Annotated in this window: 24 protein-coding genes and 2 tRNA genes; 14 read left to right on the top strand and 12 right to left on the bottom strand. The window is 66.1% G+C overall.

All coding sequences use genetic code 11. From position 1 onward, the window contains the following. Positions 1-17: 17 nt before the first annotated feature. Positions 18-809 carry a DUF881 domain-containing protein gene (locus OG976_RS13435; protein WP_328349569.1) on the bottom strand — a complete coding sequence of 264 codons (792 nt, stop codon included), beginning with the start codon at positions 807-809 and terminating at the stop codon, positions 18-20. 47 nt (positions 810-856) lie between these two features. Here OG976_RS13435 and crgA point away from each other — a divergent pair, with 47 nt between their 5' ends. Then, complete coding sequence (gene crgA / locus OG976_RS13430) at positions 857-1,138, top strand: cell division protein CrgA (RefSeq protein WP_328349567.1); 282 nt, start codon at positions 857-859, stop codon at positions 1,136-1,138. Positions 1,139-1,294: 156 nt separating this feature from the next. Then, positions 1,295-1,711 carry a PH domain-containing protein gene (locus OG976_RS13425; RefSeq protein WP_328363536.1) on the top strand — a complete coding sequence of 139 codons (417 nt, stop codon included), beginning with the start codon at positions 1,295-1,297 and terminating at the stop codon, positions 1,709-1,711. A 19-nt stretch (positions 1,712-1,730) separates the two neighbouring features. Here the strand turns inward: OG976_RS13425 and OG976_RS13420 are convergent, their stop codons facing one another. Next, complete coding sequence (locus OG976_RS13420) at positions 1,731-2,276, bottom strand: peptidylprolyl isomerase (protein WP_328363533.1); 546 nt, start codon at positions 2,274-2,276, stop codon at positions 1,731-1,733. 58 nt (positions 2,277-2,334) lie between these two features. Between OG976_RS13420 and cwsA the strand changes: the two genes are divergently transcribed. From cwsA to OG976_RS13405, 3 genes are all read left to right on the top strand, one after another. Further along, on the top strand, positions 2,335-2,742 hold the full coding sequence (cwsA, locus tag OG976_RS13415; RefSeq protein WP_328349565.1) for a cell wall synthesis protein CwsA: 408 nt from the start codon (positions 2,335-2,337) through the stop codon (positions 2,740-2,742). A gap of 5 nt (positions 2,743-2,747) precedes the next feature. Continuing rightward, a complete protein-coding gene (locus OG976_RS13410; protein WP_328349563.1) occupies positions 2,748-4,106 on the top strand; it encodes an L-serine ammonia-lyase in 1,359 nt (452 codons plus the stop codon). 441 nt (positions 4,107-4,547) lie between these two features. Beyond that, entirely contained in the window at positions 4,548-6,095 is a 1,548-nt protein-coding gene (locus OG976_RS13405; RefSeq protein ID WP_328349561.1) for an Ig-like domain-containing protein, read from the top strand. A gap of 112 nt (positions 6,096-6,207) precedes the next feature. Here OG976_RS13405 and OG976_RS13400 read toward each other — a convergent pair. The 10 genes from OG976_RS13400 to dnaA all read right to left on the bottom strand — a co-directional run bounded on the left by OG976_RS13400 (position 6,208) and on the right by dnaA (position 18,175). Next, positions 6,208-6,280: transfer RNA gene (locus OG976_RS13400), tRNA-Ala, on the bottom strand. Positions 6,281-6,414: 134 nt separating this feature from the next. Beyond that, positions 6,415-6,488, bottom strand: a tRNA-Ile gene (locus tag OG976_RS13395). 64 nt (positions 6,489-6,552) lie between these two features. Continuing rightward, positions 6,553-7,485: a DUF3566 domain-containing protein gene (locus OG976_RS13390; RefSeq protein ID WP_328363014.1), complete on the bottom strand. Its 933-nt coding sequence runs from the start codon at positions 7,483-7,485 to the stop codon at positions 6,553-6,555. Between the two features lie 33 nt (positions 7,486-7,518). Then, positions 7,519-10,038, bottom strand: a complete 2,520-nt coding sequence (gene gyrA, locus OG976_RS13385; protein WP_328363012.1) for a DNA gyrase subunit A — start codon at positions 10,036-10,038, stop codon at positions 7,519-7,521. 28 nt (positions 10,039-10,066) lie between these two features. Then, a complete protein-coding gene (gyrB, locus tag OG976_RS13380; protein WP_328363009.1) occupies positions 10,067-12,097 on the bottom strand; it encodes a DNA topoisomerase (ATP-hydrolyzing) subunit B in 2,031 nt (676 codons plus the stop codon). Between the two features lie 223 nt (positions 12,098-12,320). Continuing rightward, on the bottom strand, positions 12,321-12,899 hold the full coding sequence (locus OG976_RS13375) for a DUF721 family protein (protein ID WP_328363006.1): 579 nt from the start codon (positions 12,897-12,899) through the stop codon (positions 12,321-12,323). Then, entirely contained in the window at positions 12,896-14,044 is a 1,149-nt protein-coding gene (recF, locus tag OG976_RS13370; RefSeq protein WP_328363002.1) for a DNA replication/repair protein RecF, read from the bottom strand. Before recF ends, OG976_RS13375 begins: the two co-directional genes overlap by 4 nt. Positions 14,045-14,052: 8 nt before the next feature. Next, the gene (gene gnd / locus OG976_RS13365; protein ID WP_328362999.1) at positions 14,053-14,946 is read right to left on the bottom strand and encodes a phosphogluconate dehydrogenase (NAD(+)-dependent, decarboxylating); all 894 of its coding nucleotides are present in this window, start codon (positions 14,944-14,946) and stop codon (positions 14,053-14,055) included. A gap of 24 nt (positions 14,947-14,970) precedes the next feature. Further along, positions 14,971-16,164: a DNA polymerase III subunit beta gene (gene dnaN, locus OG976_RS13360; RefSeq protein WP_328362996.1), complete on the bottom strand. Its 1,194-nt coding sequence runs from the start codon at positions 16,162-16,164 to the stop codon at positions 14,971-14,973. Between the two features lie 508 nt (positions 16,165-16,672). Then, positions 16,673-18,175, bottom strand: a complete 1,503-nt coding sequence (gene dnaA, locus OG976_RS13355; RefSeq protein ID WP_328362994.1) for a chromosomal replication initiator protein DnaA — start codon at positions 18,173-18,175, stop codon at positions 16,673-16,675. 562 nt (positions 18,176-18,737) lie between these two features. On the opposite strand from dnaA, the gene rpmH reads away from it, so the two are divergent. From rpmH to OG976_RS13310, 9 genes are all read left to right on the top strand, one after another. After that, on the top strand, positions 18,738-18,881 hold the full coding sequence (gene rpmH, locus OG976_RS13350) for a 50S ribosomal protein L34 (protein ID WP_057149900.1): 144 nt from the start codon (positions 18,738-18,740) through the stop codon (positions 18,879-18,881). Positions 18,882-18,899: 18 nt separating this feature from the next. Next, positions 18,900-19,250, top strand: a complete 351-nt coding sequence (gene rnpA, locus OG976_RS13345) for a ribonuclease P protein component (protein WP_328362984.1) — start codon at positions 18,900-18,902, stop codon at positions 19,248-19,250. Further along, positions 19,247-19,561, top strand: a complete 315-nt coding sequence (yidD, locus tag OG976_RS13340) for a membrane protein insertion efficiency factor YidD (protein ID WP_328362981.1) — start codon at positions 19,247-19,249, stop codon at positions 19,559-19,561. Before rnpA ends, yidD begins: the two co-directional genes overlap by 4 nt. Beyond that, a complete protein-coding gene (yidC, locus tag OG976_RS13335; protein ID WP_328362979.1) occupies positions 19,554-20,633 on the top strand; it encodes a membrane protein insertase YidC in 1,080 nt (359 codons plus the stop codon). Before yidD ends, yidC begins: the two co-directional genes overlap by 8 nt. Positions 20,634-20,667: 34 nt before the next feature. After that, on the top strand, positions 20,668-21,213 hold the full coding sequence (locus tag OG976_RS13330; RefSeq protein ID WP_328362976.1) for a Jag family protein: 546 nt from the start codon (positions 20,668-20,670) through the stop codon (positions 21,211-21,213). Between the two features lie 50 nt (positions 21,214-21,263). Then, entirely contained in the window at positions 21,264-21,956 is a 693-nt protein-coding gene (rsmG, locus tag OG976_RS13325; RefSeq protein WP_328362973.1) for a 16S rRNA (guanine(527)-N(7))-methyltransferase RsmG, read from the top strand. Then, complete coding sequence (locus tag OG976_RS13320) at positions 21,953-22,897, top strand: ParA family protein (RefSeq protein ID WP_328362970.1); 945 nt, start codon at positions 21,953-21,955, stop codon at positions 22,895-22,897. The genes rsmG and OG976_RS13320 overlap by 4 nt, the downstream gene beginning before the upstream one ends. Further along, positions 22,894-23,862, top strand: coding sequence for a ParB/RepB/Spo0J family partition protein (locus OG976_RS13315; RefSeq protein WP_328362967.1), 969 nt, complete (start codon positions 22,894-22,896; stop codon positions 23,860-23,862). Before OG976_RS13320 ends, OG976_RS13315 begins: the two co-directional genes overlap by 4 nt. 229 nt (positions 23,863-24,091) lie before the next feature. Then, positions 24,092-24,829 (top strand): acetyltransferase, encoded by a 738-nt coding sequence (locus tag OG976_RS13310; protein ID WP_328362964.1) that lies wholly within the window; start codon positions 24,092-24,094, stop codon positions 24,827-24,829. Positions 24,830-24,834: the final 5 nt, after the last annotated feature.

Here is a 24,834-nt window from a genome sequence, read left to right as displayed (position 1 = left end):
TACCTGGGACTATCGCCTCAATATCCGACAGGACCGGCGGGCTGGGCGTAGCGCATCCGCACCGGTTCGGTGTAGCCGGCGACCTCGACGTCGGAGCGCACCTGCTCGCTGTATCCGAGCCCGAACCGCACCACGTACTGCTTGTAGAGCGTGACGAGCGGCGCGGCGCCCAGCGCGGCCTGCATTGCGCCCGCGTCGCCGATCGCGGTGACGACGTACGGCGGGCTGTAGGTGCGGCCGTTGAGCAGCAGGGTGTTGCCCACACAACGGGGCGCGGAGGTGTTGATGATCCGCTGGTCCTGCATCTGGATCGCCTCGGCGCCAGCGCTCCACAGCGCGTTCAGGACGGCCTCGATGTCCTGCTGATGGACCACCAGGTCGTCCGGGGACGCGTCGCGGGGAAAGCGGCCGTTGGCGTCGCGCTGCGCGTCCGAGAGCGTCACCACCAGGCCGGGGCCGTGCACCGGCTCCAGCCCGGCGTCACCGGCGAGCTCGTCGGCGCGGGCTTTCATCGCCGTCAGCGCCGTGCCTGCCGAGGCACCATGGGTGGAGTCCACCTGGGCGGCCAGGGCATCACGCTGGGCGCTGAGCCGGTCGACGGAGTTCTGCGCGTCGTGCACCAGGTCCACCAGCCGTGGTGCATCGCTGCGGCGGATCTCACCGCCACCGGAGACCCCGTGGGTGGCGGCCAGCAGCAGACCGGCCAGCAGGCACACCACCGGGACGCCGTAGCGCCACGCCGAGTGCGGGGCCGCGGTCGTCGTCGGTGCCGCGTGTGTCTGGTCGCGGCGTCGCTGCGTTAATCTCATAGTCGATCTGCGCACCATCGTCGCACCGATTCGTCCCGAAGGTACCCATGCCCAAGTCCAAGGTTCGCAAGAAGAACGACTTCACCGTCAAGTCGGTCAGCCGTACCCCGGTGAAGGTGAAGGCCGGACCGTCGAGCGTGTGGTTCGTCGTGCTGTTCATCGGTCTGATGCTGATCGGGCTGATCTGGCTGCTGGTGTTCCAGCTTGCGGCCTCCGGGTACGACACCCCCAGCGCGCTGCAGTGGATGTCGAACCTGGGCCCCTGGAACTACGCGATCGCGTTTGCCTTCATGATCACAGGGTTGTTGCTCACGATGCGGTGGCGGTGAGTGTCGGCGACATCCGTTTGGGCTTGCGGCTGTGCGCCGGCCGTTACCGTGCTGGCAACCTACTGGTAAACCAATCACATCGATGTGATTCATCCCCATTGTTGATAGCGCCTGTGGATAACTGCATTCCCCACGGTGAAGGCAGCCGAGGACCCCGTGCAGCAAACTGAGTGGGCGCCCAATCCGGCGGGTATCGCAGCTCTCGGCCTCGTGGGTTTTGTGATGGCTATCGCCTGTGTGACCGTGGTCACAGACCCTCCGGGGCGCATTCTCACCGGCGTTGCCGCGGTGGGCCTCATTCTGTTTGCAACCGGCTCCTGGCGTGCCCGGCCCCGGCTGGCAATCACGCCTGAGGGCCTGGTGTACCGCGGCTGGTTCCGTTCACAGACTTTGCGGAACCCGGACATCTCGCTGATCCGCATCACCGAGTTCCGGCGCATCGGCCGCAAAGTCCGACTTTTGGAAATCGACACCACCGACAACCGGCTGATCGTGCTCAGCCGGTGGGACCTGGGTACCGAGCCGCTGACCGTGCTCGACGCGCTCACCGCCGCGGGCTACGCCGGGCGGTGAGCTGGGCAGCGCCCAGACGTCAGGAGATGGTGATCGACTCGATCACGACCGCCTCGGTGGGCCGGTCGTTGCGATCGACGGAGGTGGTGGCGATGGCGTCGACGACCTTCTGCGACTCCGGGTCGACGACCTCACCGAAAATGGTGTGCCGGCGATTCAGATGCGGGGTCGGGCCCACCGTGATGAAGAACTGCGAGCCGTTGGTGCCCGGCCCGGCGTTGGCCATGGCCAGCAGGTACGGCTTGTCGAACTGCAGCTCACCGTGGAACTCGTCGGCGAACTTGTAGCCCGGCCCGCCGCGGCCGGTGCCGGTCGGGTCGCCGCCCTGGATCATGAAGCCGTCGATGACGCGGTGGAACACCGCACCGTCGTAGAAGGGGCCTGCGGTGCTGCCCGACGCGTTCTGCGTCGAGTACTCCTTGGTGCCCTGGGCCAGGCCGACGAAGTTGGCAACGGTCTTGGGGGCGTGATTGCCGAACAGGGCGATCTTGATATCGCCGCGGTTGGTGTGCAGGGTCGCTGTCGCGGTCGCAATGGGGCTCGTCACGAATTCACAGTGTGCCACTAGCGCCCGCTGCGCCATCTCCCGGCCACCCGGTGCAGGGGTGTGGCAGTGTTGAGCCATGGGCCGAAAGACCGAACCGAAGCTCACCTCCCGGCAGCGTCTGAACCGCGGACTGCACTACACCGCGGTCGGCCCGGTCGACGTCACGCGCGGTGTGGTCGGGTTGACCGTGCACTCGGCCGAGTCGGCCGCCGCGGGCGTGCGCCGCCGATACCGCAACACCCGCGCCGCCCGCCAGCAATTGGCCCTGGAGGCGGCCGCGGTCAAACAAGTGGTCTCCGAGTTGCCTGCCGCCCTGCAGGAGGCGCGCACAGCGCCCCATCGCCGGCGGCGCCTACTGGTGTTCGGCGGTCTCGGCCTGGCGACACTGGTCGGCGGTGCGGTGGCGTTCAGCATCGTGCGCCGCTCCATGCAGCCCGAGCCGTCCGCGCTGCCCCCCAGCGTCGAGGTCGCCCCGAAGCCGTAGTGGCCATGGCCGTTAGCGTCTTCGACCTGTTCTCGATCGGCATCGGCCCCTCGAGTTCGCACACTGTCGGGCCGATGCGGGCCGCCGCCCGCTTTGTCACCCGGCTCGCCGAACGGGGTGTCCTCGGCTCGACCGAACGGATTCGGGTGCACCTGTACGGATCCCTCGGGGCCACCGGAGCCGGGCACGGAACCGTCGGCGCGGTGGTGCTCGGGCTGGCCGGTGCCGATCCTGAGACCGTGGACCCCGCCGAGGTGACCAGTCGCGTGCAGGCCGTGCGCGACACCGGACGCCTGGTGCTAGGTGGTGGCCGGACCATCGACTTCGATATCGACTCCGACATCGCACTTCGCCTGGACCGCTTGGATTTTCACTCCAACGGCATGGCCTTCGAGGCACTCGGCGGCGGCGGGGAGCCGCTCGACCGGCGGATCTACTTCTCCGTCGGCGGCGGAGCGGTGCTCGACGAGGACGAGGCGGCGGCACCGGTTGGTGGCCTCGCCGAGGTGCCCTATCCGTTCGGTACCGCAAAGGAATTGGTGGCACTCGCTGTCGGTCGCCGGTGCAGCATCGCCGAGTTGATGGCCGACAACGAGCGGGCACTGGGCCGCCACGAGGACCTCCGCGCGGGTGTGTTGGAGATCTGGGCGGTGATGCAGGACTGCGTGCGCGCCGGTCTGGCCCACCGCGGCGTGTTGCCGGGCGGGCTGGCGGTCAAGCGCCGAGCCGGCGCACTGGCTGTCCAGTTGGAGGCCAAACCCGACGACCCGTTGTACGCGCTGGACTGGACGACGGTGTACGCGCTGGCCGTCAACGAGGAGAACGCCGACGGCGGCCGGGTCGTCACCGCACCGACCAATGGCGCCGCCGGGGTGATTCCCGCTGTGCTGCATTACTATTCGCGCTTCGTCACCGGGGCATCGGACGACGGGGTGGTGCAGTTCCTGCTGACCGCGGCCGCGATCGGTGTGCTGTTCAAGGCGAATGCGTCGATCTCCGGTGCCGAGGTGGGCTGTCAGGGTGAGGTCGGCTCAGCGTGCTCGATGGCCGCGGCCGGGCTGACGGCGGTGCTCGGCGGGACGCCGGCACAGGTGGAGAACGCTGCCGAGATCGGCATCGAGCACAACCTCGGGCTCACCTGCGATCCGGTGGGCGGCCTGGTGCAGATTCCGTGCATCGAACGCAACGCGGTGGCCGCGGTCAAGGCCATCACTGCCGCGCGGATGGCGATGCACGGCGACGGCACCCATTACGTGAGCCTCGACACCGCCATCAAGACCATGCGCGAGACGGGGGCCGATATGGCCGAGAAGTACAAGGAGACCGCCAAGGGCGGACTCGCCCTCAACGTCGTGGAGTGCTGAGCACGTAAGGGCTGGTGACCACTTCTGGAAGTTGGCGGTCATCAATTCCGCCAACTGGTTGGACCAGCTAACCCAGCTGTGCTAATTTCGCGCAACCTTTCCATAACAGCTGGTCACCAGGGGGTCGCCGTGACGATGTCAAGGATTTCGGCTGGGCTGGGGTCTGCCGCCGTCGTGCTGGGCCTGTCGATCGTGGGCCCGCAGGCAATCGCCGCAGCCGACAGCGGCAACGGGGATTCGTCTGCTGCGCCGAGTTCTACCACCGGACGCCACCAGCGGGCGGCAGCGACTGCACCCGCCGGCCGCGCAGGTGGAGCCGCTACCACCAGCGGCCACACTGCCGCTACGCGGTTGCGTTCTGCGGCCGCAGTGCCGGTCGGTACCGTGCCGCCGAGTTCACCAACTCACCTCACGGCGTCAGCCGCAGCCCGCCGCGCGACGGTGGACTCGGTTGACAAGGGATTGAACCGGACCGCGGCGGTGGGCGAGCCGGTGCCGACGCGGAGTCCGGATCCGATCGAGTCAGAGCTCGTCGCGGCCCACGATCAGACCCGCTCGGCGAGCGCGACGGCGTCCGGCGGCGCAGCAAGCACCGGGGTCTCGGCGCGAGTCTTCAATTCCCCACCGCAACTGACGCCGGCCGATCCGCTCGGCGGACTCAACGCTGCGGTAACCCGCTGGTTCGACGGCACCGCGTCGCTGCTGGGCAACCTGCCCGCTTCGCCGATCAGCGAGTTCCTCCAAGGTGCACTACTGCTGGTCAGGCGTACCCTCTTCAACCAGACTCCCACCGTCGATCCGATCAATTTCATGATCGAGCCGAACGGTGAGACGGTCGGAAGCCTCAAGGCCGTCGACCCCGAGGGCGATGCGCTGACCTATTCGCTGGCACAGCAGCCAACCTATGGGACGGTCCAGATCACGCCGGATGGGGTGTACACCTACATTCCCGGACCCGACTTCAACGGCTATGACTCCTTCACCGCGACCGTCAGTGATCGTGGATTCAACCTGCTCGATCCATTCTCGAGCCGGTCGACCGAGGCGTTCGTGGAGGTTCCCTACTGGTCACAGGGCGGCTACTCCAGGGGGTTCACCGTCACCAATCTCACCGGAAGTTCCATTACCCTCAGCAAGTTCGTTTACGACCGCGCCAATTTCGAGGGCTCGGTCGGATCGCCGCCCGTCGGCACGGTGCTGAAACCCGGCGACACGGTCCGCTTCGAGAGCACGCAGTACCTCAACCCCGCCAGCAACTATCAGACCACCGCAACCTTCACGAGCACCGCGCCGGACGGCACGCCCCGCAAGTGGGCAGTGAATATGTACGTCGACTCCCTCTCAGTGGTGAATCCGGACAATTCGAAGGCTTCGTGCACCACGGGCGACTGCACCTTCACCCGGCCCGACGGCTGGACTCAAAACGGGAACACCTACCTTGTCGACCCGGCCGGCAGCACCTACACGATCGATAGCGGACAAGGCCAGAAGCAAGCCCAAATTCTCAACTCGCTGTGTAGCAACGGCTCGGCCAAGTGCAGCTTCTCACCCAAGACCTTCGAACAGACTCAAACGAAACCCCGCGTAGTAGCCACCGCGGAGAACAAGGGCTCGACGACGATCACGTCGACCTTCACTCGGACGGAGACAAGTGAGACGACGACGAGCCTGACTCTGTCACTGAGCGCGAAGGCCACGATTCTGCAGCTGGTCGAACTCGGGATCAGCCGGGAAAGCACCCAGAGTTGGACTGAAAGCACGCAGTACCAATTCTCGATACAGCAGCCCATCGAGCCGAACTCGGTCGGAATCCTGGAAGCTCGCGACCCCATCAAGCGGGTTACCGGTGACTTCGTCGCGACGATCGGGAACACCACCTACCGACTGAACGACGTCACCTTCGAGACCCCCGATCCTGATCCGACTCGGCCCGATGGCGGCCGGCCCGTATACACGGTCAGGACCGTGCCGCTGGCAGCCGCCGTCTGAAGGAGACCCGCTGACGGCGGACCGCACCCCCGCGCTGCGATCTTGCGCTGCGCGCCGGAACTCACGACTCGGTGTACGTAATTGCGCGGCGCCTGAAGAGCACGAATTCTTGTGGAGCCTAGGAGATTCGAACTCCTGACATCTGCCTTGCAAAGGCAGCGCTCTACCAACTGAGCTAAGGCCCCGAGTCAGTCGCGGTCGTCGAGGGTGTGCCAGGTTTCGCCGCGGCGGCCGATTCCGACCAGCACCGCGCCCGCAACCAGCACCGAAACCAGTACTGCAATCCTCACGGACGCCCCTCCCGTTGACCAGGACATCGTGGGCCTAGGAGGACTCGAACCTCCGACCTCTTCGTTATCAGCGAAGCGCTCTAACCACCTGAGCTATAGGCCCGTATTACGCATACGACCGAGCGCCGAGATTACCGCAAGCCGGGCACTGCACCCAAACCGGTCGATCAGTCCCGGTCAGCCAGGGTGACCTCAACGCCGCCGACGATGTCGGTGCTCAGGTTGTAGATGAACGCACCCACCGTGGCCATCGCGGTCAGCAGCACGATGTTCACCAGACCGATCAACGCGGCACCACCGAAGATCGTCCCGCTGGACACCAGCTCACCACCGCCGCCACTGGTGGCGGTCAGCAGATCGCCGACGTTGCTGTTCAGCTTGCTCCACACACCCATGCCGCCCAGCACCAGATACAGGAACGCCACGGCGATCATCCACACGAAGAACAGCGCCACCGACAGCAGCAGCGACACCTTCAGCGCGCTCCACGGGTCGATGTGCCGGATCTGCATGCTGGCACGCACCGGACCGCGAGAACGGTTGGCGGCGACCTGAATTCGCTGCATCGGGCTGGGGGACTTGGCTGGCGGTGCCTCCGCTGCCGGACGCTCCGGTGCGGGCTTGCGCGCCGGTACCGGCTTGGGCGGCGGACCCGACAGGTCGGGCAGCTCGCTGGCGTAGGCCTCCGGCCGGGCGACCTCGGTGCGCTCGGCCCGGGTCTCCGGGCGCGGTGCGGGTGGCTCGGCGTCCTGGCGGGCCGGTAGCGGGGCCTCCTGGCGGGCTGGCGGCTGGCCGCCGAGCGTCGACAGGTCGGGGGCCGCGGTGCCCGTGATGAAGCGGGTCACCCGGTCCTCGATGCTCGGTGAACCTGCCGGCGGGGCCGGCGGACGCGGCTCGGGCCACGGGCCACCCTCAGCGGCCGGACGCTGCGGCGCGGCCCCCGGGCGGGTCCGCGCGGCGCCCCGCTGCCACGGCGGGACATCAGCAGTACCGCCGTTGGGACCCGAGGCGGGCCGGGGCGCCGCCCGGTCCGCCGAGCCGTTCCCGTTGCCCGGACTCTCGCCCGGTCCGGTCTGACCCGGCTCGTTGGGTGCGCTCACCGCCAGCTCCTCACCTGTTTGCCCTGCGCCACGCTACGTCGCATCGGTTTCAGGGTCCGCGGCCACATCTTCCGCGTCCTCCTGCTCCTCGGCATTGCGGGCAATGGCTAACAGTGTGTCGCCCTCGCCCAGGTTCATCAAGCGAACGCCCTTTGTCTGGCGTCCGGCCTTGCGGACCTGGCGAGCCGCGGTACGGATGACACCGCCGCCGGAGGTGATGGCGAACACTTCACTGTCCTCATCGACGATCAGTGCGCCGACCAGGCTGCCGCGGCGCCGGTCGTACTGGATGGTCAGAATGCCCTTGCCGCCGCGACCCTGAGCCGTGTACTCCTCGATCGCGGTGCGCTTGGAATACCCGCCGGCCGTCGCGACCAGCAGATACGTCCCTTCACGGACCACGTTGAGTGACAGCAGACGGTCGTCCTCGTTGAACCGCATGCCCTGCACACCCGAGGTCGCCCGGCCCATCGGGCGCAGCGCCTCATCGGTGGCCGAGAACCGGATGGACTGGCCGTTGGCGCTGACCAGCAGCAGGTCGTCCTCCGCCGAGCACAGCACCGCGCCGACCAGTTCGTCGCCGTCACGCAGGTTGACCGCCACGATGCCGCCCGAGCGGTTGGAGTCGAAGTCGGACAGCTTGGACTTCTTCACCAGCCCGTTGCGGGTGGCCAGCACCAGATAGGGCGCGTCCTCGTAGCTCTTGATCTGGATGACCTGGGCGATGCGCTCCTCGGGCTGGAAGGCCAGCAGGTTGGCCACGTGCTGACCGCGCGCATTGCGCTGCGCCTCGGGCAGGTCGTAGGCCTTGGCGCGATACACCCGGCCCTGTGTCGTGAAGAACAGGATCCAGTCGTGGGTCGAGCACACGAAGAAGTGCCGCACGATGTCGTCCTGCTTGAGCGAGGCGCCCTGCACACCCTTGCCGCCGCGTTTCTGGCTGCGGTACAGGTCGGTCTTGGTGCGCTTGGCGTACCCGGTCTCGGTGATCGTCACGACCACGTCCTCGCGGGCGATCAGATCCTCGTCGGACACCTCGCCGTCGGCGGCGATGATGCGGGTGCGCCTGTCGTCGCCGTACTTGTCGACGATCTCCCTGAGTTCGTCGCGCACGATCGCCCGCTGACGTTCCGGCTTGGCCAGGATGTCCTCGAGGTCGGCGATCTCGGCTTCGATCTCGGCCAGTTGGTCGACGATCCGCTGGCGTTCCAGGGCGGCCAGGCGGCGCAGCTGCATATCCAGGATGGCTTGGGCCTGGATCTCGTCGACCTCGAGCAGCTCGATCAGGCCGGCCCGGGCGATGTCGACCGTGGCCGAGGCGCGGATCAGGGCGATCACCTCATCGAGCGCGTCGAGCGCCTTGACCAGACCGCGCAGGATGTGGGCCCGTTCGTTGGCCTTGCGCAGCCGGTAGGTGGTGCGCCGGACGATCACGTCGAGCTGATGGATGACGTAGTAGCGGATCATCTGGTCGATGCGCAGCGTGCGCGGCACCCCGTCGACGATCGACAGCATGTTGCAGCCGAAGCTGGTCTGCAGCTGGGTGTGCTTGTAGAGGTTGTTCAGCACCACCTTGGCCACGGCGTCGCGCTTGACCTCCACGACGATGCGCAGACCCACCCGGTCGCTGGACTGGTCCTCGATGTTGGAGATGCCGCCCAGCTTGCCGTCGCGGACCTGCTCGGCGATCGAGGTGATGAAGTTGTCGTGGTTGACCTGATATGGCAGCTCGGTGATCACGATGCCGGTGCGCCCGCGGGCGTCTTCCTCGATCTCGACGACACCGCGCATCCGGACCGAGCCGCGGCCGGTGCGGTAGGCGTCCAGGATGCCCTGGGTGCCGACGATCAGGCCGTGGGTGGGAAAGTCCGGGCCCTTGACCCGTTCGATGACCGCCTCGAGGGTGGCTTCCTCGTCGGCCTCGAAGTTCTCCAGGCACCAGTAGACGGCCTCGGCCAGCTCGCGCAGGTTGTGTGGCGGGATGTTGGTGGCCATACCGACGGCGATACCGCCCGAACCGTTGGCCAGCAGGTTGGGGAACCGGCTCGGCAGGACGGTCGGCTCCTGCACCCGGCCGTCGTAGTTCGGGACGAAATCGACTGTCTCCTCGTCGATTTCACGCAGCATCTCCATCGCCAGCGGCGTGAGCCGAGCTTCGGTGTACCGCATGGCGGCTGGCGGGTCGTTACCCGGCGAACCGAAGTTGCCCTGCCCGTCGACCAAGGGGTAGCGCAGCGACCACGGCTGGGCCATCCGGACCAGGGTGTCGTAGATCGAGGCGTCACCGTGCGGGTGGTAGTTACCCATCGTCTCGGCCACCGAGCGAGCGGATTTCGCGTGGCTGCGATCGGGCCGGAACCCGGAGTCGTACATCGCGTAGAGCACGCGGCGGTGCACCGGCTTGAGGCCGTCGCGCACCTCCGGCAACGCGCGGCCGACGATGACGCTCATCGCGTAATCGATGTAGCTGCGCTGCATCTCCTGCTGGATGTCGACCGGTTCGATGCGGTCTCCGGTTGCGTCGTCGCCCGGCGGCAACGTGGTGTCAGTCATGTGATCCTCTTGTCCCTACAGAGACGGGTTAAACGTCAAGGAAGCGAACGTCTTTGGCATTACGGGTGATGAAGCTGCGGCGTGCCTCGACGTCCTCGCCCATCAGGATGGAGAACAGTTCGTCGGCCGCGGCGGCGTCGTCGAGAGTGACCTGGCGCAGAACCCGCACCGAGGGGTCCATCGTGGTCTCCCACAACTCCTTGGCGTTCATCTCACCAAGGCCTTTGTAGCGCTGGATGCCGTCGTCCTTGTTGATCTTCTTGCCGGACGCCAGACCTGCCTCGAGCATCGCGTCGCGTTCGCGGTCGGAGTAGACGAACTCGTGCTCGCTGCGCTGCCACTTGAGTTTGTACAGCGGCGGCTGCGCCAGGAACACGTGGCCGTGCTCGATCAGCGGACGCATGAAGCGGAACAGCAGCGTCAGCAGCAGCGTCGAAATGTGTTGGCCGTCAACGTCGGCGTCGGCCATCAGCACGATCTTGTGATAGCGCAGCTTGGCGAGGTCGAACTCGTCGTGAATACCGGTGCCCAGTGCGGTGATGATGGCCTGGACTTCGGTGTTCTTCAGCACCCGGTCGATGCGAGCCTTCTCGACGTTGATGATCTTGCCGCGCAACGGCAGGATCGCCTGGAACATCGAGTCGCGCCCGCTCTTGGCCGAGCCGCCGGCCGAATCACCCTCCACCACATACAGTTCGGATTTGCTCGGGTCGGTGGAGCGGCAGTCGGCGAGCTTGCCCGGCAGGCCGCCGATGTCGGTTGCGCTCTTGCGGCGCACCAACTCCCGGGCCTTGCGGGCGGCGATGCGGGCCTGCGCCGAGGACACCGCCTTGTTGACGATCGTCTTGGCGTCCGACGGATTGGCCTCGAACCAGTGGCCGAGCTGCTCGTTGCAGACGCGCTGCACGAACGACTTCACCTCGGTATTGCCCAGTTTGGTCTTGGTCTGGCCTTCGAACTGCGGCTGGGCCACCTTCACCGAGATGACGGCGGCCAGACCCTCGCGGATGTCGTCACCGGTGAGGTTCGCGTCCTTCTCCTTGAGCAGCTTCTTGTCCTTGGCGTACTTGTTGACCACCGTCGTCAACGCCGCACGGAAGCCCTCCTCGTGAGTGCCGCCCTCGTGAGTGTTGATGGTGTTGGCGAAGGTGTGCACCGACTCGGAATAGCCTGCGTTCCACTGCATCGCGACCTCGACCTCGTGGCCCTCGCCCTTGCCGGAGAAGTCGACGACGGTGCTGTGGATCGGCTGCTTGGTGCGGTTGATGTGCTTGACGAAGTCGACAAGGCCGCCCGGGTAGAGGAACGTGCGGTGCTTGACCTTGTGCGGGGCGGCAGCCTGCTCGGCGGCCTTCTCCTCCGCGGACTTCGGCGCCTCGGCGGTGTCGCTGACCACGTCGTCGACGACCTCTTCAGGGGTGACCCGCTCGTCGGTCAGGTTGATGGTCAGGCCCTTGTTGAGGAAGGCCATCTCCTGGAGGCGGCGTGCCACCGTCTCGAAGTCGTAGGTGGTGGTCTCAAAGATGTTGGGATCGGCCCAGAATCGGATCGTGGTGCCGGTCTGGCGGCTGGCCTCACCTTGCTTGAGGGTGCCGGGCACGGAGTTGTCGTAGGTCTGGAACCACTCGAAGCCGTCGCGGCGGATGTCCGCCTCGAGCCGGCTGGACAGCGCGTTGACGACGGAGACGCCAACGCCGTGCAGACCGCCGGAGACCGTGTAGGCGCCCTCTTCGAATTTTCCACCCGCGTGCAGCACGGTCATGACGACGTCGACGGTGGGGACACCGGAGTCGTGCATGGCCACCGGGATGCCGCGGCCGTCGTCGGTGACTTCGACGCCGCCGTCCTCGAGAAGCCGCACGTCGACCTTGGTCGCGTAGCCGGCCATCGCCTCGTCCACGGCGTTGTCGACAACTTCCCACACCAGGTGGTGCAGGCCGCGCTCGCCGGTGGAGCCGATATACATGCCGGGACGTTTGCGGACGGCTTCCAGGCCCTCGAGGATTTTGATCGAGCCGGCACCGTAGGAGTCTGGATCTTTCTTCGTCGAGGCAGGCACGGTCGGACAGGTCTCCTTGGGGATCGCAGGCGCGCGGATCAGACACCGCGCGCAGGTCTTGCTTGAGTCTACCGCCAACCCCTCACCGGACCGATTCTGCGGCCGCGTTTCTGCACACCTAGTTGCGCCGTGCGCGGAATTTCTCGGATTGGCATACGTGATGACGCTTGACACGCGAGCAGATGATCTCCAAGCGGCCGTCAGCCGACTGTGGTAGTACGGGTCATCCGTACGTGTCCCGGGGGCCCCGCCCGGAGATGTGCAGCCGTCCTTTTCGCCACGACGGAGCGGTCGGCCCGGTGATCTTCAGGGACGTGACCACACCGTCGCCGACCGCGGCCGCGATCTTGGCCAACAGCTGGGCCTGGACCATCCGCAACTGGGTCGCCCAGGCGGTCGATTCCGCGGACACACTCAGTACGCCCTCGCGCAGCGCGGTGGGCTCGGCGTGCTCGGCGATCTGCTCGCCGACGACGGTGGCCCATTGGGCAAACACCGCGCCTTCGGCCACCCGCGGTGACCAGCCACGACTCTTGGCGAGGTCACGAGTCGCCGCCCCTAGTGGCTGGGGGTCGCGGCGGTCGGGACCGGGGCCCGACCACCTCCGGCGGTCGGTGTTTCCCGAGGTTCCGCGCCGTCGCGAGGGCGACCGGCCACCGCGGCCGACCTCTTTACCTTGGCTACGGGCGGCCCCGCGGGCCTCTTCCAGGGCCCGGCGCACCAGATCCATCCCGGCCAGTCCGCTCAGATGTTCCGGCGGTGCGACGCCGTCCTCACCCTGATCGTCGCCGACGTCGCTCACGACATCACCGCCGACATCCGGCCGCTGTCGTCATCGACCAGGGAAATCCCGATCCGGGTGGCATCCCAGTCCGGCGGGATGTCTTCACCGACAGCGGCAGTGACGAGTACCTGCTCGGCGTCGGCAGCGACGCCGGCCAGCGCGCGCCGGCGGGAGGTGTCCAACTCCGCGAACACGTCGTCGAGGATCAGCACCGGTTCACTGCCTTCCGTGCGCAACAACTCGTAGGCGGCCAGGCGCAACGCCAGCGCCATCGACCAGGATTCGCCGTGGCTGGCGAAACCCTTGGCCAGCTGATCACCCAACCGCAACTCCAGATCATCACGGTGCGGACCGACCAGACACATCCCGCGCTCCAATTCGGCATCGCGGCGCTGCGCCAGCCCGGCCAGCAGAGCGGACTCCAGGAACTCGGCTCCCTCGCCGTCCGCACCGGACAACTCCACGCTGGTGCGGTAGCTGATGGCGGCCGGTCGCGAGGCCGGGGCCAGCAGCTGGTAGGCCTTCTCGACCTCCGGTGCCAGCAGATTCACCAGTTCGATCCGGGCGGCCATCAACTCCGCGCCGTGTGCGGCGAGGTGACCGTCCCAGACATCCAGCGTCTCCAGGACGCTTCGATCGCCCCGATAGCGTGCTCCCGCAGCGGATTTCAGCAGAGCGGTGCGTTGCTTGAGAACCTTGTCGTAGTCGGCGCGCATCGCCGCGACCCGGGGCCGGCGCACGGTGGCGAGCTCGTCGAGATAGCGTCGCCGCTCGCCGGGATCACCACGCACCAGCGCGAGATCCTCTGGGGCGAACAGCACCGCACGCACCGCTCCGAGGACCTCCCTGGTGCTGCGCACCGGAGACTTGTTGAGGCGCCCCTTGTTTGCCCGGCCCGCGGCGATCTCGAGATCGACCGCAAGTTCGCGGCCTTCGTTGACGACGATCGTCGAGACAACGGCGCGTTGCGCGCCGGCCCTGATCAACGGCGCGTCGGTGGCTACTCGATGAGAGCCGAGTGTGGCGCAATACCACAGTGCTTCAACGAGATTGGTTTTACCGTAGCCGTTGGACCCGACGAACACCGTGCGACCTGGCGTCAAATCCAGGTCGACATGTGCCCACGACCGGAAGTCGCGCAACGCCAGGTGCCGAACGTACATCGTGGTAGCTAGCCCGACAACGGAACTCGTTTGACAGCGTGGCCGCCGAACTGGTTGCGCAGAGCCGAGACCGCCTTCATGGTGGGGGAGTCGTCCTGCCGGGAGGCGAACCGGGCGAACAGCGAGGCGGCGATCACCGGCATCGGGACCCGGTGGTGAATCGCTTCCTCCACTGTCCAGCGGCCTTCGCCGGAATCCTCGGTGTAGCCGGAGATGTCGATGAAGTTCGGGTCTTCTTTGAGTGCCTTGGCCAGCAGTTGCTGCAACCAGGAGCGTACGACTGTGCCGTTGGTCCAGGCCTGGATCACCGCCTGGGTGTCCTTGATCAACGGTTCGGCGGCCAGCAGTTCATAGCCTTCGGCGTAGGCCATCATCAGGCCGTACTCGATACCGTTGTGCACCATCTTGGCGTAGTGGCCGGCGCCGACCGGTCCGGCATGAACGAAACCGTCTTCCACCGGGCCCTGCGGGCGCAGGGTGTCGAAGATCGGCATCACCCGGGCGATGTCCTCGTCGCTGCCACCGACCATCAGACCGTATCCCTCGGTCAGGCCCCACACACCGCCGGAGACACCGGCGTCGACAAATGAAATCCCTTTTTTCCCAAGCATTTCCGCGTGCGGGGCGTCCTCGGTGTAGCGGGAGTTGCCGCCGTCGATCACGAGATCACCGGGACTGAGGACCTCCGCCAATGAGGTGATCGTCTCGTCCGTGATCGGTCCTGAGGGAACCATGACCCACACCACCCGGGGTGCGGTCAGGGCCTCGGCCAAAGCCGCGAGGCTAGCAGTGTCACTCACCTCCGGGCGCGGGTCGAAACCGATGACTTCGTGCCCGCCTTCGCGCAAGCGCTGGCGCATGTTGAAGCCCATCTTGCCGAGCCCGACCAATCCCAACTGCATGTTGTGCCTCTTTCGTCGCCGCGGTCAGCCGGGCAAGCGCACCGGCATCAACAGGTATACGTAGTCCGTCTGAATGGCAGGGAACGGTCCGGTGCCATCCACCTGCTCATCATCGCCCGCCGGTCGTAACACGGCAGGTCGGCTGGGGGTGGTGAATCCGAATGTCACACGATCGGAATGCAGTGAGCCCAGGCCGTCGGTCAAGTAAGTGGGGTTGAACGCGATCGTCAGCGGTTCGCCGAAGAAGTCGACGGGCAGATCCTCTTCGGCACGACCCACATCGTCGGCGCCGGCGGACAGGTGCAGCACACCGTCACTGAATTCCATCCGAACCTGCGCACCACGGTCGGCGACCAGCGCCACACGCTTGATGGCTTCGGTCAGTTCGGCGACACCGATCGAGGCGATCGCGGTGTGCTCACTGGGCAGCAGCTGACGGAACTTCGGGAACTCGGCATCGAGCAGTCGGGTGGTGCTGCGCTTGCCCGCGCTGCGAATCCCGAGAAGCCCTTCCTTGCCGACCGACGAGCCGGCGCCCAAAGCCAGATGCACCTCCGAACCGGACGTGCCTGCTTTGGCGGCCTCGGCCAGCGTCTTGGCCGGAACGAGCACCGCGGCTTCCAGGCTCGGCGACGACGTCGACCAGGTGAGCTCACGCACCGCCAGGCGGAACCGATCGGTGGCCGCCAAAACCACTGTCTCACCGGAAATCTCCACCCGGATACCGGTGAGCATCGGCAGGGTGTCGTCCTTGCCGGCCGCCACCGCGACCTGGCCGATGGCCTCACCGAACACGTCGGCGGAGATGACACCGGTCTCATCCGGCAGAGCCGGCAGGGCCGGGTAGTCCTCGACCGCCATCGTCGGCAGGGAGAAGCGGGCGCTACCGCAGGTCAGTGCGACGCGAGTGCCTTCGACAGCGACGTCAACCGGCTTGGCCGGCAACGACTTGGTGATGTCGGACAGCAACCGTCCGGACACCAAAACGCTTCCGGGAGAAGCTATTTCAGCGGGAACACGGACCTCGGCAGACACTTCGTAGTCGAATCCCGAGATGGTCAGCCCGTCCTCGGTGCCGGTGAGCAACACCCCGGCCAGCACGGGCACCGTCGGGCGCGTCGGCAGGTTGCGTGCAACCCAGGCCACCGCCTCGGCGAAGTCCTCCCGCACCAGGCGAACTTTCAAGTCGGAGCCAACCGTCGTTGTCGCCACGTCCATAGTGTCCCTTCATCACCCCAACAAACCCCTGACCAGCGCACCCAGCACCAAAAGCACCGGGCGAACGTGATCTGCGAGCGACAGCCGCCGAGCGGCAGTCAGAACCACAACCGTAGAGCGTCGGACGCCAACTTGAAAGCTAATCGATCACGGTGACAAAACCGCGGTCAGACACCACAGCGAGCTTGTGCATGACGTGTTCCCCAGGCCCTGCTTTCAAGGAGTTTTCTAGGGAGAGAGATTCGTAACAGTAATAGGGCCTGTGCATTCTGTGGATCGAGGCACTGAACGCCTGCTCGGGTGTCATTCGGCAGTGTGGATGGATTGTGGATGACGGTGGGCTCCGGCGGCCGCGGGTGTGGAATTCGGGGGGTTGTCCATCACCATCCCCGGCCACTGCTGCTCAGTACCCGATGTTGTGCACAGCGGTGTGCACACCGGATGTTGTGACGGCTGTGACAACTGCGTCCAAAGTTTTTTGATCGCAGTGCCGGAAAGAGTGGGAATTTCAGCGCTTGGAGCGCTGGCGAATCCGTGTGGTGAGTTCCTTGACGGTGTCGAAGACCTCGCGGCGGTACGCCATTTCGTTGAGGATCTTCTTCTGCGCGTACATCACCGTGGTGTGGTCGCGGCCGAACGCCTGCCCGATCTTGGGCAGGGACAGGTCGGTGAGTTCGCGGCACAGATACATCGCGATCTGACGCGACTGCGCGAGCGCCCTGGTCTTGCCGGGGCCCCGTAGTTCCTCGACGGTGGTGTCGAAGTACTCGGCAGTGGCGGCCATGATGGTGGCGGCGCTGATCTGCATGCTGCCGGCGTCGGCGATCAGATCGCGAAGGACGATCTCGGCCAGTGCCTTGTCTATCGGCGTCCGGTTCAACGAGGCGAACGCTGTGACGCGGATCAGAGCGCCCTCGAGTTCGCGGATGTTGCGCTCGATACTGCTGGCGATGAGTTCCAGGACGTCATCAGGGACGTCGAGGCGATCCATCTGTGCCTTCTTGCGCAGGATGGCGATCCGGGTTTCGAGTTCGGGAGGCTGGACGTCGGTGATCAAGCCCCACTCGAAGCGGGTCCGCAGCCGGTCCTCGAGGGTGGCCAGCTGTTTGGGCGGCCGGTCGGAGGAGATGACGATCTGCTTGTTGGCGTTGTGCAGGGTGTTGAAGGTATGGAAGAACTCTTCCTGGATACCTTCTTTGCCCTCGATGAACTGGATGTCGTCGACCAGCAGCACGTCGATGTCGCGGTAACTGCGCTTGAAGGCGACTTTGCGGTCGTCACGAAGCGAGTTGATGAAGTCGTTGGTGAACTCTTCAGTCGAGACGTACTTGACCCGCATGCCGGGAAACAGCCGCTGGGCATAGTTACCCGCGGCGTGCAGCAGGTGGGTCTTACCCAGCCCGGACTCACCCCAGATGAACAGCGGGTTGTACGCCCTCGCGGGTGCTTCAGCAATCGCCAGTGCGGCCGCGTGAGCGAATCGATTCGAGGCACCGATGACGAACGTGTCAAAGGTATACCGGCGGTTGAGACTTGTTCCGGGAGTGTCGGCAGAGGTGTTGCTGCGTGGACGCTCGGTGAAGTACGTCGGCCAGGTTTCATGAGCGCTGGCGAGCGCCTCGCGATCCTCGTCGACCTCGTCGAGATCGGATTCAGCGGTGGACGGATCGCTGGCGAGCGCCTCGTCGTGCTGATCCTCGCTGGGCGGCGCGATACGCACACCGAGCTCCACCCGGTGACCGAGACGACGGCTCAGCGCGTCGACGATCTGAATGCGTAGATGACGTTCGATCTCGTTCTGGACGAAACTGCTCGGCACCGACAGCAGAGCGAAGCCCTCGACGATCGTCAACGGCTGTACCAGCTTCAACCAGGCTCTTTGTTGGGGAGTCAGCGGAGATTCCGGGCCGGAGCCGTTGGGGCCGGCGGAGTCGCGATCGCCATCGCCATTCAGTTCGGCGACGACGGAACTCCACACCGAAGCGAATGCGGAACCGGGATCATCGGTCAACGACAGATCCCCCTGGTCCGAGGTCGGGTGGCGAATAAAAAGAGACGACGAAAACTGTCCACAAGGTTATCCACAGGTGTGGACAGGTCAACTGTCCTCGCCTCGCAGCATATCGGCGGAAGGTAACGGGTCGGTGGGTAATCCGGTCAATCGGTGTTGTCTGAACTCTCGACGGACCTAGCCCTCCCGCTTGCACTCCCACTGCCGCTTCCCATGGAAACGGCTCTGGCAGAAGCTAACAGTTTTCCCGGCGAGTGCCAACCGTTCTGCAACATTGCGATCACGCTGATTCTGCGCTATCCCGCGGCGTGCGTGACGGTTGTGACGCCAGTAAATCCGTGCGTCTACCGGGAGCACTGACAAGGCGGTTTGACCTGACGAAATGACGTCAGTACCCTCGAACAGTCGCCCGAACGTCGGCGACACGGCTGCGACCGGATTTTCGGGACCGCGCCGGTTACGAGCGAGACCAGAGCTTATAACGAGCTGTCGTTTCGTCAGGTGTGCAGCGTGAGCGTGTTCACCGGGCGGCGGCGGCCATATGCAACAAGGAGAGACTGCCGTGGCCAAGGGCAAGCGGACCTTCCAGCCGAACAACCGGCGCCGGGCGCGGGTTCATGGTTTCCGGCTGCGTATGCGGACGCGCGCAGGACGCGCGATCGTGTCGGAGCGGCGCCGTAAGGGTCGTCGTTCCCTGACTGCCTGATCCACAGGATCGCGCGGCGTGCTCCCGGCTCAGTTCCGGATGACACGGTCTGCGGAGTTCGGTGCCACCGTCAAGCACGGGGTGCGAGCGGTGCAGCCGGATATCGTCGTGCACGCACGACGCGAGGACGACGGCGGCCCACGGATCGGCCTGGTGGTCTCGAAGTCGGTGGGATCGGCGGTGCAACGCCACCGGGTGTCCCGTCAGTTGCGCCATGTGGCCCGCAACGTGATCTCCGATCTGGGTCCCGGCGACCGCGTCGTCATCCGTGCTCTGCCGAGCAGCCGCACAGCGATGTCGGCTCGGCTCGAGCAGCAGTTGCGCAGTGGACTGCAGCGCACGCACAAACTGATGGAGAAGAACCGGTGAGCACGCGGAGTCAGAGCCCGCTCACCCGTGTTCGGGCACTACCGGTGCGCGCCCTGATTTTCCTCATCGAGCTCTACCGCCACACCATCTCTCCGCTGCGGCTGCCGACATGCCGGTTCACCCCGACCTGTAGCCAGTACGCGGTTGAGGCACTTGCCGAGTACGGCTTCTTCAAGGGGAGCTGGCTGACTGCGGTTCGGCTGGGGAAGTGTGGACCCTGGCATCGGGGAGGATGGGATCCAATCCCCGAGCGCCAGCCGCAGTCGACCCACACGTGCGTCGAACACGAAGCCAGGAGCACACATGTTTAATTGGTTCAGCCTCGACTTCGTCTATTACCCGGTGTCCGGGATCATGTGGCTTTGGTACAAGCTGTTCGGTTTCATCCTGGGCCCGACCAACTTCTTCGCCTGGGCGCTGTCGGTGATGTTCCTGGTGTTCACCCTGCGCGCTCTGCTCTACAAGCCGTTCGTCCGGCAGATCCGCACCACTCGCCAGATGCAGGAGCTGCAGCCGCAGATCAAGGCGCTGCAGAAGAAGTACGGCAAGGACCGCCAGCGGATGGCGCTGGAGATGCAGAAGCTGCAGAAGGAACACGGGTTCAACCCGATCCTCGGCTGTCTGCCCATGCTCGCCCAGATCCCGGTGTTCCTCGGCCTGTATCACGTGCTGATGTCGTTCAACCGCACCCAGACCGGTATCGGCCGGCTCGGGCTGTCGGTCGACGAGAACAAGAGCCTGCCGAACTATGTGTTCAGCGCGACCGATGTCGGCCACTTCCTGGATGCCAACCTGTTCGGAGCGCCACTGGGCGCCACGATGATTCAGCAGCACGGCCTGGAAGCCTTCACCGAGTTCAATCGCGCGGCCGTGATCGCGGTAGGCATCCCGCTGATGTTCGCCGCCGGCATTGCGACCTACTTCAACAGCCGCGCCTCGGTGGCACGCCAAAGTCCGGAAGCCGCGGCCAACCCGCAGACCGCGATGATGAACAAGCTCGCGCTCTACGTCTTCCCGCTGGGCGTTGTCGTCGGCGGCCCCTTCCTGCCGATCGCGATCATCATCTACTGGGTGTCGAACAACATCTGGACCTTCGGCCAGCAGCACTACGTCTTCAACCGGATCGAGAAGGAAGAAGAAGCCAAGAAGGAAGAGGCGCTGGCGCGGCGTTCGGCCAATGCCCCGGCTCCGGGTGCCAAGCCGACGAAGCCCAAGAAGGGCGGCGCGGCGGTGACGAACGGAACCGGCGACAACGCCGAGGAGCCCGCCGCGGACGAGACCGAGGCGAGTGACGACGGCGCACCTGACGCTGCGACGAAGCCAGGGCCGACCCCGGGGCCAACGCCACGGCCCGGTGCGCGCCCCCGGAAGAAGAAACGTTGACCGGATTCGATTCCGGCGAAAGAGGGAGAGACACATGACGGATGCAGACACCACGGAACTGACCGACACCGCCGAGGCGATCGACGCTGACGCGCGGCCGGCCAAGGGCGAAGACCTCGAAGACCGCTTGGTCGCCGAGGGCGAGATCGCCGGCGACTATCTCGAGGAACTGCTCGACCTGTTGGACTTCGACGGCGACATCGACCTCGACGTCGAGGGCAACCGCGCGATCGTCAGCATCGACGGCGGCGACGACTTGGCGAAGCTGGTCGGACGCAAGGGCGAGGTGCTCGACGCGCTGCAGGAGCTGACCCGGCTCGCCGTTCACCAGAAGACCGGTGAGCGCAGCCGGCTGATGCTGGACGTCGCCAACTGGCGCCGCCAGCGCCGCGAGGAACTCACCGCCCTGGGCGACAAGGTTGCGCGCCGGGTGGCCGACAACGGCGGCCGCGAAGAGCTCGCACCGATGACGCCGTTCGAGCGCAAGATCGTCCACGACGCGGTCGCCGCAGTCGACGGTGTGCACAGCGAGAGCGAAGGCGTGGAACCGTCTCGCCGCGTGGTCGTCCTGAAGGACTGAAGTTACATCGATGTAGTTCAGCGCGGCCGGGCGAACGGAGGATGTTTCACGTGAAACATGCGGGCGAGCCACCGCCTCCAGCCGCCGCCGAAGTCTTCGGGGATCGTCTGGAGTTGGCGCAGCGATACGCGGACCTGCTCGCCGGGCCGGGTGTCGAGCGCGGACTGATCGGACCGCGCGAGGTCGACAGGATCTGGGACCGCCACATCCTCAATAGCGCCGCCGTGGCGGAGTTGCTCGAGCAGGATGCGCGGATCGCGGATATCGGTAGCGGCGCGGGACTGCCCGGGCTGCCGATCGCGATCGCCCGCCCGGATGTCCATGTCGCGCTTGTCGAACCAATGCTGCGCCGCACCGACTTCCTCACCGAAGCGATCCAGGAGTTGGGTGTCGCCGCAGAGGTTATTCGCGGCCGCGCCGAAGAGCCCGGTGTGCGCACGGCAGTCGGAGGCGCCGACGTCGTGGTGTCGCGCGCCGTCGCCTCGTTGGACAAGCTGGTTCGGTGGAGCTTCCCGCTGCTGCGCCCCGGCGGCCGAATGCTGGCCCTGAAGGGGGAGCGCGCAGAAGAAGAGGTCGTCGAGGCCGAGCGCGCCATGGCCTTGCTAGGCGCAACCGATATCAGGGTGGTGAGATGTGGCGTGAGCTATTCGAGTCCCCCCGTCACCGTGGTGATCGCGGTACGGGGGGAGCGGGCACCGGGCCGAAGGCGGCCGACGCGAACAGCGGAGAGAAGAAGACCATGACTGTGCCACCTGGCGGGGGTCGCGGAAATGTTTCACGTGAAACATGGAAGTCGGCTGACGAATTCGATACCCCGATCGGCGCCGCTGCTGAGCGTGCGATGCAGGTGCTGCACACGGCCGCGGGCCGCTTGCCGCGCCCGAAGCACCGCCGCGTCTTCACCGTGGCCAACCAGAAGGGTGGCGTCGGCAAGACGACGACGGCGGTCAACGTAGCCGCCGCCCTGGCGGTCCAGGGGCTCAAGACACTGGTGATCGATCTCGACCCACAGGGCAACGCCAGCACCGCCCTCGGCATCGCGGAGCGCCGGTCCGGTACGCCGTCGTCCTACGAAGTCCTCCTCGGCGAGATTCCGCTGCAGGCCGCCATTCGCCAGAGTCCGCACAGCGACCGCCTGTTCTGCGTGCCGGCCACCATCGACCTGGCCGGCGCCGAGATCGAACTCGTCAGCATGGTGGCCCGGGAGAACCGGTTGCGTACCGCGCTGGCGACCCTCGACGAGTCCGACTTCGACTTCGTGTTCATCGACTGCCCGCCCTCGCTGGGCCTGCTGACGATCAACGCCTTGGTCGCGGCACCCGAGGTATTGATCCCCATCCAGTGCGAGTACTACGCGCTCGAGGGCGTCTCCCAGCTGATGAACAATATCGAGATGGTCCGCGCCCACCTCAATCCGCGGCTGCGGGTCTCGACCGTCATCCTCACGATGTACGACGGCCGGACCAAGCTGGCCGACCAAGTCGCCAACGAGGTGCGCCGGTATTTCGGCGACAAGGTCCTCAAGACGGTCATCCCGCGTAGCGTCAAGATCTCGGAGGCGCCGGGCTACAGCATGACGATCATCGATTACGATCCCGGCTCACGGGGCGCGATGAGCTATCTCGATGCGAGTCGCGAACTCGCAACCCGGGACATCTCGGCACCAGGAGAGGCACACGCATGACGCAGCCATCGCGGCGCAAGGGCGGCCTCGGCCGCGGGCTGGCATCGCTGATCCCGACCAGTCCGGCCGACGGCGGTCCGCGAATGGGTGACGCGGCGGCCGACGCGGTGTTCGGTGCGGCACCCAGCGACACCGACAGTGTCGGTGCGGTCTACCGCGAGCTCGACCCGTCGGCGATCGAGCCGAACCCCAAACAGCCACGGCAGGTCTTCGACGAAGAGGCCTTGGCCGAGCTCGTGCATTCGATCCGCGAGTTCGGTCTGATGCAGCCCATCGTCGTGCGTGCGGTCCCCGGCGGGGCCCCAGGAGAGCCGGCGCGCTATCAGCTGGTGATGGGGGAGCGGCGCTGGCGCGCGGCCCAGCAGGCCGGGCTGGCGACCATCCCGGCGATCATCCGCGAGACCGCGGAAGACAATCTGCTACGCGACGCTCTGCTGGAGAACATCCACCGGGCTCAGCTCAACCCACTGGAAGAGGCGGCGGCATACCAGCAGTTGCTCGAAGAGTTCGACGTGACACACGACGAACTCGCCTCCCGGATCGGCCGGTCCCGTCCGGTGATCTCGAACATGATCCGCTTGCTGCGGTTGCCGATCGCGGTTCAGCGGCGGGTGGCCGCCGGGGTGCTGTCCGCCGGGCACGCCCGCGCGTTGCTGGCGCTGGAAGCCGGCTCGGAGGCGCAGGAGGAGTTGGCCGCGCGGATCGTCGCCGAAGGCCTGTCGGTCCGGGCCACCGAAGAGGCGGTCACTCTGGCCAACCGGGGCGACGGCAAGGTGCCGGCCCAGCCGCGCCGCAAGCCGATCCAGATGCCGGGACTGCAAGAGGTCGCCGAGCGACTCTCCGGAACCTTCGATACGCGGGTCATGGTGAGCCTGGGCAAGCGCAAAGGCAAGATCGTCGTCGAGTTCGGATCGGTGGAGGACTTGCAGAGGATCGTGGGCATGATGGACCCTTCTGCGGGCTGAAAACGGCCACACTAGGACACCAGGTAGTTACGTCACAGTGACGCCGACGTCGTCCAGCGTTTGCCCATTGCGACCATCGACAGGGGAATTCCACAGTGCTGCAGAATCTTTCGCCGCCACGCGAGGCTGACGAAAGTAGCCAGGCCAGCACTGGCCGCCATTGGCCAGACTCTCCTATCCTGGAGGGGCTGTCGCCCATCGCGGCACCGCCGAAGAGCCGGGGAGGCTAGTGTCCGTTCGTATCAAGCCGCTGAGGCTCGATGGTTTCGAGCAGCTTCCCAAGCACGCCCGCCGGTGCGTCTTCTGGGAAGTGGATCCGGCGACCTTGGACACCGGGCACTATCTGCCCGACCCCGAGTTCGAGAAGGAGGCGTGGCTGTCGATGGTCATGCTCGAGTGGGGATCGTGCGGCCAGGTCGCCGCGCCGGTGCCCACCGACGGAACAGAGGTCGACGAGGACGAGCCGTGCCTGGGCTACATCCTCTACGCGCCGCCCCGCGCGGTCCCGCGGGCGCAACGTTTCCCCACCGGACCGGTCAGTGCCGACGCAGTCCTACTCACCTCGATGGGGACCGAGCCCGGCCACGCCGACGGGTTGCCGCATTCATTGCTCAGCCAAGTGGTCAGCGAACTGGTTCGTCGCGGCGTGCGCGCACTGGAGGCATTCGGCCGTACCGCGGAGTCCGCGGAACTCCTCGAGCTCGACCCCGAAGATGTCGCACCCGAACTGCGGGCGGCTGTCGAGGCGCTGGGTGACTGCTCGTTCGACCAGTGCATGATGTCGGCCGATTTTCTGATCGACGCCGGCTTCACCGTCGTCGCGCCGCACCGGTACTTCCCCCGGCTGCGCTTGGAGCTCGACAAGGGCCTGGGCTGGAAGGCCGAGGTAGAGGCGGCGCTCAAACAACTGCTCGAGAGTGCACAACTCGAGCAGCCGGTCGGCGCCGGCGCAGAGGTTCGGAGCTAGGAGCG

The organism is Mycobacterium sp. NBC_00419, from assembly GCF_036023875.1.
Taxonomy (GTDB): Bacteria; Actinomycetota; Actinomycetes; order Mycobacteriales; family Mycobacteriaceae; genus Mycobacterium.
This window is presented reverse-complemented; position numbering and strand designations above follow the sequence as displayed.

Excerpts from the sequence above, each read along its gene's own strand:
- OG976_RS13435 (WP_328349569.1), bottom strand. The coding sequence starts at position 809 with ATGAGATTAACGCAGCGACGCCGCGACCAGACACACGCGGCACCGACG.
- crgA (WP_328349567.1), top strand. The coding sequence starts at position 857 with ATGCCCAAGTCCAAGGTTCGCAAGAAGAACGACTTCACCGTCAAGTCG.
- cwsA (WP_328349565.1), top strand. The coding sequence starts at position 2,335 with ATGGGCCGAAAGACCGAACCGAAGCTCACCTCCCGGCAGCGTCTGAAC.
- OG976_RS13410 (WP_328349563.1), top strand. The coding sequence starts at position 2,748 with ATGGCCGTTAGCGTCTTCGACCTGTTCTCGATCGGCATCGGCCCCTCG.
- gyrA (WP_328363012.1), bottom strand. The coding sequence starts at position 10,038 with ATGACTGACACCACGTTGCCGCCGGGCGACGACGCAACCGGAGACCGC.
- recF (WP_328363002.1), bottom strand. The coding sequence starts at position 14,044 with ATGTACGTTCGGCACCTGGCGTTGCGCGACTTCCGGTCGTGGGCACAT.
- gnd (WP_328362999.1), bottom strand. The coding sequence starts at position 14,946 with ATGCAGTTGGGATTGGTCGGGCTCGGCAAGATGGGCTTCAACATGCGC.
- dnaN (WP_328362996.1), bottom strand. The coding sequence starts at position 16,164 with ATGGACGTGGCGACAACGACGGTTGGCTCCGACTTGAAAGTTCGCCTG.
- yidC (WP_328362979.1), top strand. The coding sequence starts at position 19,554 with ATGTTTAATTGGTTCAGCCTCGACTTCGTCTATTACCCGGTGTCCGGG.
- OG976_RS13330 (WP_328362976.1), top strand. The coding sequence starts at position 20,668 with ATGACGGATGCAGACACCACGGAACTGACCGACACCGCCGAGGCGATC.
- OG976_RS13320 (WP_328362970.1), top strand. The coding sequence starts at position 21,953 with ATGACTGTGCCACCTGGCGGGGGTCGCGGAAATGTTTCACGTGAAACA.
- OG976_RS13315 (WP_328362967.1), top strand. The coding sequence starts at position 22,894 with ATGACGCAGCCATCGCGGCGCAAGGGCGGCCTCGGCCGCGGGCTGGCA.